The following is an 11754-nucleotide window of genomic DNA, read 5'->3' as shown; positions in this document are numbered from 1 at the left end:
GTGCTGTATCAAGCCCTACTGCGGGAAATACCGGTGGGGCCTAAAAGAACATGAGAGTTGTTTTAGCTGTAGCTAATACTTTGAGCTTGGCCGCAGGTATTGGTGCCCTGTGGCTCATCCTGTCGGGCGCCGGACCCGCACTTGCCGAGGAAGCCGCCAAGCCCCAACCGGCCCAGTCAAAGCCGGCCGACGCCAATCCCTGGGCGGTCAACTGCTCCAGCGGCTCGGCGAGCGCCGAACTTCAATGCCAAGTGTCTCAGAACCTGACCGAGGCGAAGACAGGACAGCGCGTGCTTACGGTGACCGTTCGCCGCGACAATGGCAATGGCAGCCTCGCCATGCTGCTCGCCTTGCCGCACGGCCTCTTCCTGCCGTCCGGCGCCAGCTACCAGATCGACCAGGGACAGAAGACGACCATCGCCATCCAGACCAGCGACCAGAACGGCGCCTATGCCGCCACGCCGCTGCCGCCGGACCTCGTCAAGGCGATGAAGTCGGGAACCAATCTGAACATCGGCATGGAGTCCGTCACCCGCAAGCCGGTCACCATCCCGGTGTCGCTGGCCGGCTTCACCGCCGCGCTGACCAAGCTGGAATCGATCAAGTAGCGGGTTCGCCGGCAACCGTGGCCGACATCCTATCCCTTCGTCATCCACGGGCGGAGCAGCCGCGGCGCGGCGTCGCGGAGACCCGAGGATCCATGTCGCGACCGTGCTGGCGGGTGCAGCGGAGCAGAATCTGGACCGTGGCAACGCTCCGGAGTCCCGGCATGGATCCTAGGTCTGCGCTGCGTCGCTGCGCTCCTTGCTCCGCTCTAGGATGACGAAGTCGTGGGCGTCTCCGCTCCGCACTCAAGGTATCGGTGCGTCAATACGAGCAACCGTCTTGATTGTCCGCACCTGCGATGCTCCGTTGTCGCTTCGGACATCCGGAGAAACACATGACGGGTTTTGTCGACCGGCAGCGCGCCACGCAGTTGATGCAACGCGCCGGCATCGCGGCGCTGGTGCTCTCAGCGCCCGAGGCCTTCCATTACGCGACCGGCGCTTCGATCGGTCCGGCCGGACTGTTCCGGCGCGCCGGCGCCGGCTTCGTCGTCGTCCCGGCCAGGCAGGACCTGCCGATCGGCGTCGTGGTCGCCGACTTCAATGCCACGCAACTGCGGACCGCCGCGCCCGAGATGGTCGTGCGCTCGCACCCGATCTGGATCGAAGCAGCGCCGGTCGAGACAGGAGCTGCCGGGCTGCCCCTGGCGGAGCGTATCGAGGCTGGCCTGGCTTCGCTCGGCCGCGCGCCGGATTTCGCGCGTCCCGCCACCTTCGACCTCGCCGGCTCGGTGCGCCAGCTGCAAGCAATCCTCGCCGATTTCGGACTGGAGCGTGCCACGCTCGGCCTCGACCTCGACTTCATTCCCGCCGCCGATTTTGCCGCCATCCAGGCGCTGCTGCCGGATTGCCCTGTTGTGGACGGCTCGCTTGTGCTGGACCGGCTGCGCGCGGTCAAGTCGCAGCGCGAGATCGACCTGCTGCGGCAAGGCATCATCCTGTCGGAAGCCGGCCTGGAGCGGCTGCAGGTCGATGCCATGGCCGGGATGCGCCAGAGCGATCTCGTCGCGCTCTACCGGCAGGGCGTCGCCACGGCGGCGGCCGGCTTGTCCCACCCGGTCATCACGGCCGAATATGTGACGCTGGGCGCCCGGGCCAAGGGCGCCGGCGCCAGGGCCGTGGCGGGCGATCCGCTGAAATGCGACATGGTCTGTACGGTCGGTGGCTACGCCTCCGACATGTCGCGCAACTTCACCTTCGGCCCGCCTTCGGCTGATCAGGCCGAACTGCACGCCATTGCCGAGCGCGCCTTCGACGATGGGCTGGCCGAGCTTGTTCCCGGGAACACGCTTGCCCATGTCCACCGCGTCGCCACCGACAGCCTGGCGCGCCAAGGCCTGCGCTCCTACCGCCGCGGCCACTTCGGCCACGGCGTCGGGCAGTCGGTCTTTTCCGAGCAATGGCCGTTCATATCGGCCGGCAGCGAGGTCGTGATCGAGGCCGGCATGGTGCTGGCCTTCGAGATCCCGCTCTATATCGACGGCCTCGCCAGCTTCAACCTCGAGGACCAGTTCCTGATCACGCCGGATGGGCCGGTCGCGATGAACCGGCTGCCGCGGCGGCTGGAGGTGATTGGGTAGTAGGAGGCTTGAGATCTGCACCTCCGGAAATTGGCTGAGGTCCCTCCACCTTCGTCATCCACGGGCGGAGCAGGAGCGAAGCTCCGTCGCGGAGACCCGAGGATCCATGCCGTGACCTTTCCGTGGGGTGCAGCGGAGCAGAATTTTGGACCGCCGGGAACGCTTTGATGTCGCGGCATGGATCTGCGCTGCGTCGCTGCGCTCCTTGCTACGCCCCAGGATGACGACGGGAAAGGTTTTGCCGTCCAGCGATCAAACCTCCGTACAGGTCACTAAGCGCTCACCGGCGGCCGCCTGTCCCTCCATGGCATTTCCTGTTCCAGCTGTGCCGACGCCGCCAGCACCGTCGCCTCGTCGCCGTAGCGGCCGACCAGTTGCACGCCGACCGGCACGCCGCCGTGCGACCAGCCGAGCGGCAGCGAGATCGCCGGCTGGCCGGAGATGTTGAAGGGGAAGGCAAAGACGGCATCCGTCCATTTGGCGTTGTAGCGGTCGATGTCGGTCTCCGACATATCGTAATAGCCGAACGGCCGCGGCAGTTGCGTCAAGGTGGGCGTGATGAAGAGATCATAGGCCTTGAGATCGCCGACAATATCGCGGCCGACCTGCCGGAGCTGCTCGACATCGGAGATGTGCCTGACCCCGCTGGTGGCGCGGCCGCGCTCGATGATCGCCCAGGTCACCGCCTCGACATCGCCTGGCGTCGCCGGCCGGCCGATCACCGTTTCCAGGGAGTCGAAGGTCGCCGCCGTCTGCACGCAGGTCATGTTGGTGTAGGTCGCCCATACGCCGTCGGCATCGAGCGGCATGTCGTGCTCCTCGACATGATGCCCCAACCGCTCGAGTGCGGCCACGGTCGCCAGCACCGCCGCCTTCACCTCCGGATCGATGGCGGTGCCGTTGGGCGGCGTGACGGTGAAGCCGATGCGCAGGTTTTTCGGCGCACGCGCCGACAGGCTGAGCCAGGAGGCATCCGGCACCGGCGGCGTATAGGGTTCGCCGGGCAGCGCGCCGGCCACCGCATCGAGATAGGCCGCCGTGTCGCGCACGGTGCGCGAGCAGCAGAGGAAGTAGGCACCGCCATACCAATAGTCGCCGAACGGCGCCAGGCTGACGCGGCCGCGCGACGGTTTCAGGCCCACGATCCCGCAGCAGGAGGCGGGGATGCGGATCGAGCCGGCGCCGTCGCTGGCCTCCGCGATCGGCACCATGCGCGAGGCGACAGCCGAGGCCGCGCCGCCGCTCGAGCCGCCTGGCGTGATGCCTTCCTTCCACGGGTTTTTCGTCGTGCCGTAGAGTTTTGGTTCCGTCGTGATCGACCAGCCGTTTTCGGGCGCGTTCGACTTGCCGACCAGCACCAGTCCCGCCGCCTTCATGCGGCGAACGACTTCGGTGTCGAAATCGGCGACGACATCTCTGAGGTAGAAGCAGGAATTGGTGTTGGGCGCACCCGTCCAGGACGAGGCCAGTTCCTTGAGCAGGAATGGTACGCCGGCAAAGGGTGCCGATCTGTCGACCGTCGCGGCCTGCGCGCGCGCCATGTCATAGAGGCGATGGATGACCGCGTTGAGCGACGGATTCAACCGTTCGACCAGCGTGATCGCCGCCTCGACCAGTTCCGCCGGCGAAACCTGGCCGCCGCGGACCAGCGCGGCGAGGCCAAGCGCGTCGGACTCGGCATAGGTCTTCAAAAGACTGTCGGTGACCATGTCTCACTCCCAAATTTGCGTTGCCTCGACATCGCGCTCAGGAATGCGCGAGCTGTCGCTACCGGCTAATTACAAATGTAGGCGCCGCCCCTCATCCGCCTGCCGGCACCTTCTCCCCGTATAGTGACGGGGAGAAGGATGAAACTCCTGCGCTGCCGGTGCCGCCTCCAGCGCCAGCAACCGGATAGCATCAGGCCAGCTCGACCGTCCGTCCCAGCTCGATGCTCTGTTCGGCCGCGAGCACGATGCGCAGGCTGTTGACCGCCGCGTCCATCTGCTCGGTCAGATCGAGGTCCTCGCTTATGGCGCGCAGGAAGAACGCCTGCTCGCGGTCGCACAGTTCCTGGTGGCCGGGCTCGTCCTCCATGCTGACGATCTCGTCGGGCTTTTTGAAATTCTTGTCGCCGTCGACGGCCGCATAATGGATCTTCAGCGCGTCGGTCTTGGTGTGGCGGTCGATGTCGGCGGAGTTCGACACTTCGGCCAACTCGGCCGCGCTGCTCGCCTGCTGGCCGGCGACGATCGAGACCGCGCCTTTCGGGCCGACGACATCCTTCACGAAGTAGGCCGTCTCGCTCATCATCGGGCCCCAGCCGGCCTCGTACCAGCCGACCGAGCCGTCATCGAAGGTGACATGCAAGTGGCCGTAATTCTGCTTGTCGGCTTCGGCCCATAGTTTGGCGCCGATGCCATGCACGCGCACCGGCTTGGCGCCGGTCAGCTGGCACATGACGTCGACATAATGCACGCCGCAATCGACGATCGGGATCAGCGAATCGATCAGGTTCTTGTGCCAGTGCCAAGCGCTGCCGCTGCTTTGCTGGTTGAGGTTGAGCCGCATGACCAGCGGCTTGCCGAGCGTCTTGCCAACCTCGATGAACTTGATCCACGAGGGGTGGACGCGCAGGATGTAGCCGAGCACCAGCTTGCGGTTTTTCGCTCGCGCGGCCGCCACCACCTTTTCGGCGTCCTCGATGTTGGTGGCCAAGGGCTTTTCCATGAACACGTGGCAGTTCGCCGCGATCGCCTTCAGCGCGTATTCGGCATGGGTGTTCGGCCAGCTGTTGATCGAGACCGCGTCCGGCCTGGTCTCCCCCAGCGCCAGGTCGAAATCCTCGTAGAGCGGATAGCCGGCTAGTTCGGCCGGGATCTTCGTGCTGCTCCTGATCGAGCGGCTCATGATGCCGACGATCTCAAACCCCTCCGAGCGATGATAGGCGCTGGCGTGCGACGCACCCATATTGCCGAGACCCACCACCAGTACTTTCACCTTGTCGGCCACCGTTATCTCCCAGGTTCTGGATTGAATTGTGCGCGGCGACCGGTTGCCGCGTGTTTATCCGGACAATCACCTCAGGTCAGCGCCGCCGCTCGTTGCCCGGCCCTTTCCTCTCCCCCGTCGATCGGGGGAGAGGTGTCGAGCGAAGCTCGACGGAGTGGGGGTCGACCTTCGCCGCCCGCCTGAGGTTACTTCGCCAGATTGTGCCTGTCCCGCAGCGACTGCGCGTTTAGCGACCGCCTTCCCCCACTCCGTCGCCGCTTCGCGGCGCCACCTCTCCCCCCTCCGGAGGGAGAGGAAAGGAGCCAAGGCAGGGCAATGAGGAGTGGCGTCGTCATGGCCTTCGCTTGCGCGCTTCTACTTCACCGCCGAATCGAACAGGTGCGCCTTGATCTTCTCGACATCGAGCGCGGCAAAGCCTTCCGACAGTTTGACGCCGTCTGCGTCGGCCTTGACCTTGGCCTTGTCGAAGTCGTTGGCGGCCGGGATCAGGTCGTTGCTGCAGACATCCTCGGCCTTCACCGGGTTGGTGATCTGGCCGATCTTGTGGATCTCGTCGAAGAAGCCCTGCCAGCTCGCCATGTCGTGCGACCCCCAGCCGCCGCGCTTGTCCATGTCGCCGCGGAAGACGTTGATCTGCTGCAGGATCGAGGTGGTGCCGAGCTCCGGTCCGAGGTTCTTGGCCAGCGTCGGGAACTGCTCGAACACCGCTTCGACCGCCGCGCGCGGATTTTGATAGCCGAACTCAAGGCCCATCGCCCAGCCGCGCAGGTATTTTTCCAGGAACGCCTTCTTGTCGGGATCCTCGAGATCGGCGGCGCGCACGACGAAGGTATTGGCCGGCAGTTTCGAGTTCTTCACGCCGAGCCAGTATTCGAAATCGAGACCCTTGGCGATCCATTCGGCGCGTAGCCCTTCCCATGACAGCGCCGCGTCGCCCTGGCCGCCGGCAAGCGCGGTGCCCCAGGTCGGCCAGCCGGCCTCGACATACTTGACCTTCTTGATGTCGACGCCTTGCGCGGCAAGCAGCGGATCGGTGATCGACTGCCAGGCTGCGGAACCAAGCAGGATGGTCTTGCCTTCGAGCTTCTTCAGGTCGTTCGAGCCCTCGCCCTTGCGGAAGGCGATGCTGAACGTGTCGCGCGCGCCCATGTGGAACACCGACTTCAGCTTCATGCCGTTCTGGATGGCGAAGGAGAACACGCCGGGCGAGGGAAAGCCCATATCGGCCTGGCCGACATCGACGAACTTCACCGTCGCCGTGCCGTCGGACGGTCCCGGCTGCATGTCGGTGTCGAGCCCGTCGAAATAGCCGGCCTTCTTGGCCGCCCAGTAGGGGTAGTCGTCGAGCACTTCGAGCGTGCCGCGCGGCGAGATCCAGGTGAATTTTCCATAGGCCTCGGCCCTCGCCCGGAGGCCGGTGGCGCCGAGCGCGGTCGCCGTCACCAGCCCGGCGCCGGTCACCTGCAGGAAGATGCGGCGGCTCATACCCGCCTGCTGGATGAAATTGTCTTTGGTCATGGCATTCCCCTTTTTTGTTTGATGTCAGTCTGCCTTGCCGCCCGCCTCCCGGGCGTGGTCATTGCTTCTGCGTCAAGCCTCCCAGCTCGCCCATTTCTTGCCGATGAGGAAGAACAGCACATAGATCAGGATGCCGAGCATCGACAGGATCAGCACCACGGCGAAGAATTGCGGCATCTGGATCATCGACGAGTAGGTGGTGAGCCGGTTGCCGAGGCCGAAGCCACCGCCGACCATCTCGGCGCCGACGGCGGTGAGCAGGCCGAAGATGGCGCCGATCATCAGCCCGACCAGGATCATCGGCAGCGCCATCGGCGCGCGGATCTTCCAGAAGATCTGCAAGGTGCTAGCGCCATAGGACCGCGCCAGCGCGATCTTGGCGCTGTCGACGCGACGAAAGCCGGTGGCGGCATTGATCATCACCATCGGCCCCGCGGCCAGGGCCACCGCGATGATACGGGGCGTGTAGCCGAAACCAAAGCGCAAGATGAGCAGCGGCACCAGCGCCAGCATCGGCGTGGTGACCAGCAGCAATATATATGGCGCGACGATCTTTTCCGCGAACGGGAACTGGGTGATGACGGCGGCCAGCACCAGACCGACGGCGGCGCCGACGGCAAAGCCGGACACCAGCTCGACCAGCGTATAGCCGAGATGCGGCGCGATCAGCGGAAACTCGTCGAACAGCGCATAGGCGATCGAACTCGGCGGCGGCATGATGTAGAGCGGCACATGGAACAGCCGCAGCGCCAGTTCGATGCCGCCGATGATGATGACGGCGACGGCGAGGATAGCCGCCACCTCCTTGCCCGACTTGATGCCGGGGCCGCTGGCGAAGGCCGAGAGGTTGGTCAGGCTGACGTCTTGCCCATCGCCTGATTTCGACTTCGAAAATTCGGGAATGGCGTCGCTCACGGCCTGATCCTCACGATCTCGGCGCTCGGGCGCTCCGGCGCCTTCGGTCTGGTGCGCTCTCCGACAATGTCCATCTTGATCCGGTTGGTGAGGTCGAACACCTCCTTCGTCGCCATGATCTCCAGCGAGCGCGGCCGCGGGAACGGCACGCGGTATTCCTTGGCGACGCGACCCGGCCGCGCGCTCAGCACCACGACGCGGTCGGAGAGGAAAATCGCTTCCTCGATCGAGTGGGTGATGAAGACGATAGTGGTCTTAGTGTCGAGCCAGATCTCCTCGACCAGCCGGTTCATCTCCTCGCGGGTAAAACTGTCGAGCGCGCCGAACGGCTCGTCCATCAAAAGCACCGATGGTTTCAGCGCCAGCGCCCGCACGATGGCCGCGCGCTGCTGCATGCCGCCCGAAAGCTCGCGCGGGAACTTGCCGCCGAAACCGTCGAGGCCGACGCGGTTAAGCAGATGCGCGATCCAGGCGCGGTCCGGTTTTTCGCCCTTGATCTCGAAGGGGAAGCGGATGTTGGCGTCGAGATTGCGCCAGGGCAGGAGGTTGGCTTCCTGGAAGACGATGCCGATATCGGGATGCGGCCCGGAAATCTCTTTGCCGTCGAGCTTGATCGCGCCGCTTGTCAGGCCGTGCAGCCCCGACATCGACCACAAAAGCGTGGTCTTGCCGCAACCGGACGGGCCGACGATCGAGACGATTTCATTGGCTCTGACGTCGAGGCTGCAGCGGTCCAGCGCCAAGAGGTCGCCGGACGCCGTGTGATAGATCTTGGTCGCTGCCTGCACGCCAAGCTTCGGCGTTGTTATCTCGCCCGCGTTCATCCGCCCCTCGGAGATTGCGTGATGATCCAAAGGTCATCAGACTGTCAAAAATCAGTGTGTAACTATCCTACTTTGCTGTCAAGCGCCGACGGCGGCGAGCATGGGACGAGAACCGACTGCTAGGCATAACTATCTGTTTTGGCGTGCTATTCTTTACCTTGAAATCTGTGTTGCTTTCCTACATGATTTGGCAGGCGCACACGCGAATGCCCTCGCGGCACGCATCGGTTGCAGCGCCGTCCTGCGCATGGAACGACAGCGTGCAAACATGATAAGAGGTCAGGTCGAAAACGGGCTAGGGAACACCGCCTTCATGACCGAAGCTGCCAGCCATCCGATCGCGGACGAAGAGGGAACCGGGGGCGAACCCGTCCGGCGCATTCCCGACATCATCTCGCTGGTCAAGGATTCCTACGGCGAATTGCGCCCGGCCGAACGCCGCGTCGCCGATGTCGTGCTCGAGAATGTCAAATATGCCGTCGATGCCTCCAACGCAGCGCTGGCCCAGCGCGCCGGCGTCAGCGAACCGACGGTGACCCGGTTCTGCCGCGCCATCGGCTGCGAGGGCGTGCGCGACTTCAAGCTGAAGCTGGCGCAGAGCCTCGTCGTCGGCGCGCTCTACCTGGACACGTCGCCGGCCAGGGAGGGCGACGCCGCCATGCCGTTCTGGAACGCGGTGTTCGGCGAAGCGCGCCGGGCGCTGCAGGAAGCCGAGCGGCAGCTCGATCCGGGTGAGCTGGACAAGGCCGCCGAGCTGATCGCCCGGGCCCGCCAGGTCACCGTGTTCGGGCTCGGCGGCAGCTCTTCGGCGCTGGCGCAGGAAACTCAGTACCGGCTGTTTCGCTATGGCATCTCGATCAGCGCCCAGTGCGACCCCTATTTGATGCGCATGACCGCCTCGACGCTGAAGCCCGGCGACCTGGTGATCGCCATCTCGGCGACCGGGCGCACGCGCGAGGTGATCGAGGCGGTCGAACTCGCCAAGCACTACCGCGCCAACGCGATCGCCGTGACGGCGCCCGATACCGAGCTCGCCCGCGCCTGCGACGTCAGGCTGACGGTTGCCGTGCCCGAATATCCCGACACGCTGAAGCCGACGGCCTCGCGCTTCGCCTTCCTGGCGATGATCGACCTCCTGGCGGTGGCGTCGGCCTACAAGCTCGACGGCCCGGCCCGCGAGACCGTGCGCCGCATCAAATACAACGCCCAGATCCACCGCACGGGCAAGGAAATGGAGCCGCTGGGAGACTAGCCCCTTCTCCCCGTCACTATACGAGGAGCCCCACTATACGAGGAGAAGGTGCCGGCAGGCGGATGAGGGGCAGCGCCGACTTCGACAGGTACCGTCCCAATACACGGATCGGACGTATGCAAGAGGGAAGAAATGCTCGAAAAGTCACCATCCAAACAGGCGGCCGCATGGCTTGGCTCGTTTTCGCAGGCGCTTGAATCCGGCGACCTGTCGGCCGCAAGCAACCTGTTCGTCGACGATTGCTATTGGCGCGACCTGCTGGCCTTCACCTGGAACGTCACGACGATGGAAGGCCGCGAGGCCATCGCAGACATGCTGACAGCAACGCTGGCGACCACGAAGCCTGGCGCGTGGCAGCTCACCGGCGAGGCAACCTCGGATGAAGGCACGATCGAGGCCTGGTTCACCTTCGAGACGGCGGCGGCCACGGGCCAAGGCATCATGCGGCTGCGCGATGGCCGCTGCCGTACCCTGTTCACGGCGATGACCGACTTGAAGGGACACGAGGAGCGCAAGGGCGCGGCGCGACCGCTGGGCGTGCGCCACAAGGCGGACCCGGAACGCGAGACCTGGTCGGAGGCGCGGGCACGCGAGGCGCGCGAACTCGGCGTAACGGAGCAACCCTATTGCCTGGTCATCGGCGGTGGCCAGGGTGGCATCATGCTCGGCGCACGGCTGCGGCAGCTCGGCGTGCCGACCATCGTCATCGAGAAGAACGCACGGCCGGGCGATTCCTGGCGCAACCGCTACCGCACGCTCGTGCTGCACGATCCGGTCTGGTACGACCATCTGCCCTACATACCGTTCCCCGACAACTGGCCCGTCTTCACGCCCAAGGACAAGATGGGCGACTGGCTGGAAATGTACACGCGCGTCATGGAGCTGAATTACTGGGTCGCCACCAGGTGCCTCAGCGCCAGCTACGACGAGGCGGAGAAAGAATGGACCGTGGTGGTCGACCGCGTCGGGCAGCGCATCACGCTGAAGCCGAAGCACATCGTCTTCGCCACCGGCGCCTACGGTCCGCCGCGCAAGATCGATCTGCCGGGTTCCGACCAGTTCAAGGGCGAGCTGCTGCACTCGAGCCAGTATGCCAGCGGCGAGAAATTCCGCGGCAAGAAGATCGCCGTCATCGGCGCGGCCAGTTCCGGCCACGACATCTGCGTCGATCTCTGGGAGAGCGGCGCCGACGTCACCATGATCCAGCGCTCGCCGACCACGGTGGTCAAGTCGGACACGCTGATGCAGGTCGGCTTCGAGATCTTCTCCGAGGACGCGCTGGCACGCGGCATCACCACCGAGAAGGCCGACATGATCGTCGCCGCGACGCCGTTCGCGCTGGTGCCCAAGGGCCAGCGCGCGCTCTACGACGTCATCCGCGCGCGCGACGCCGAATTCTACGAGCGTCTGGCCGCCTCCGGCTTCGCGCTCGATTTCGGCGACGACGAAACCGGCCTTTTGATGAAGGCCTATCGCACCGGCTCCGGCTATTACATCGACGTCGGCGCCTCGGACCTGATCATCGACGGCAAGGTCGGCATCCGCAGCGGCGTCGCGATAAAATCGCTGACGGCGAAAGGCATCCTGTTCGAGGACGGCAGCGAGCTCGAGGCCGACGCCATCGTCGCCTGCACCGGCTATCAGTCGATGAACGAGAATGTGGCGGCTCTCGTCTCGCGCGAGGTCGCCGACAAGGTCGGCCCCTGCTGGGGCCTCGGCTCCGGCGTCAAGGGCGACCCCGGCCCCTGGCAAGGCGAATTGCGCAACATGTGGAAGCCGACGGCGCAGGAAGCACTGTGGTTCCACGGCGGCAATCTCGCGCTGTCGCGCTTCTATTCGAAATATGTCGCGCTGCAGATCAAGGCGCGAATGGAAGGGATCGAGACGCCGGTTTATGGGGCGCCGAGCAATTCGCGGCGGTGAGGCGGAAGCATGCTTCGGTGAGAGGTCGACCCCCACTCCGTCGAGCTTCGCTCGACACCTCTCCCCCGATCGACGGGGGAGAGGAAAGGCGCAAGTTCACCGACCTTGGCTCCCTTCCTCTCCCTCCGGAGGGGGGAGAGGTGGCT

The 11754-nt window shown here is 65.1% G+C and carries 9 protein-coding genes; 4 read left to right on the top strand and 5 right to left on the bottom strand.

Annotation, left to right across the window (positions count from 1 at the left end; genetic code table 11):
• Positions 1–86: 86 nt before the first annotated feature.
• Positions 87–608 carry an invasion associated locus B family protein gene (locus FJ954_RS03160; protein WP_246681007.1) on the top strand — a complete coding sequence of 174 codons (522 nt, stop codon included), beginning with the start codon at positions 87–89 and terminating at the stop codon, positions 606–608.
• 332 nt (positions 609–940) lie between these two features.
• The gene (locus tag FJ954_RS03155) at positions 941–2185 is read left to right on the top strand and encodes a Xaa-Pro peptidase family protein (RefSeq protein ID WP_140660389.1); all 1245 of its coding nucleotides are present in this window, start codon (positions 941–943) and stop codon (positions 2183–2185) included.
• A 272-nt stretch (positions 2186–2457) separates the two neighbouring features.
• Here the strand turns inward: FJ954_RS03155 and FJ954_RS03150 are convergent, their stop codons facing one another.
• The 5 genes from FJ954_RS03150 to FJ954_RS03125 all read right to left on the bottom strand — a co-directional run bounded on the left by FJ954_RS03150 (position 2458) and on the right by FJ954_RS03125 (position 8433).
• Positions 2458–3894 (bottom strand): amidase, encoded by a 1437-nt coding sequence (locus tag FJ954_RS03150; protein WP_140660388.1) that lies wholly within the window; start codon positions 3892–3894, stop codon positions 2458–2460.
• A gap of 190 nt (positions 3895–4084) precedes the next feature.
• On the bottom strand, positions 4085–5176 hold the full coding sequence (locus FJ954_RS03145) for a Gfo/Idh/MocA family oxidoreductase (RefSeq protein ID WP_140660387.1): 1092 nt from the start codon (positions 5174–5176) through the stop codon (positions 4085–4087).
• A gap of 354 nt (positions 5177–5530) precedes the next feature.
• The gene (locus tag FJ954_RS03135; RefSeq protein WP_140618206.1) at positions 5531–6694 is read right to left on the bottom strand and encodes an ABC transporter substrate-binding protein; all 1164 of its coding nucleotides are present in this window, start codon (positions 6692–6694) and stop codon (positions 5531–5533) included.
• A gap of 72 nt (positions 6695–6766) precedes the next feature.
• Positions 6767–7609 (bottom strand): ABC transporter permease, encoded by an 843-nt coding sequence (locus tag FJ954_RS03130; RefSeq protein WP_140660386.1) that lies wholly within the window; start codon positions 7607–7609, stop codon positions 6767–6769.
• On the bottom strand, positions 7606–8433 hold the full coding sequence (locus FJ954_RS03125; RefSeq protein WP_140618202.1) for an ABC transporter ATP-binding protein: 828 nt from the start codon (positions 8431–8433) through the stop codon (positions 7606–7608). The genes FJ954_RS03130 and FJ954_RS03125 overlap by 4 nt, the downstream gene beginning before the upstream one ends.
• Before the next feature lie 313 nt (positions 8434–8746).
• On the opposite strand from FJ954_RS03125, the gene FJ954_RS03120 reads away from it, so the two are divergent.
• Both FJ954_RS03120 and FJ954_RS03115 read left to right on the top strand, forming a co-directional pair.
• Positions 8747–9685: a MurR/RpiR family transcriptional regulator gene (locus FJ954_RS03120; protein ID WP_140660385.1), complete on the top strand. Its 939-nt coding sequence runs from the start codon at positions 8747–8749 to the stop codon at positions 9683–9685.
• A gap of 132 nt (positions 9686–9817) precedes the next feature.
• A complete protein-coding gene (locus tag FJ954_RS03115) occupies positions 9818–11608 on the top strand; it encodes an NAD(P)/FAD-dependent oxidoreductase (protein ID WP_140660384.1) in 1791 nt (596 codons plus the stop codon).
• Positions 11609–11754: the final 146 nt, after the last annotated feature.

Source organism: Mesorhizobium sp. B2-3-15 (genome assembly GCF_006442875.1).
Lineage (GTDB): Bacteria > Pseudomonadota > Alphaproteobacteria > Rhizobiales > Rhizobiaceae > Mesorhizobium > Mesorhizobium australicum.
Note: the sequence above shows the minus strand (reverse complement) of the source record. Positions and strands in the feature narration are given on the sequence as shown.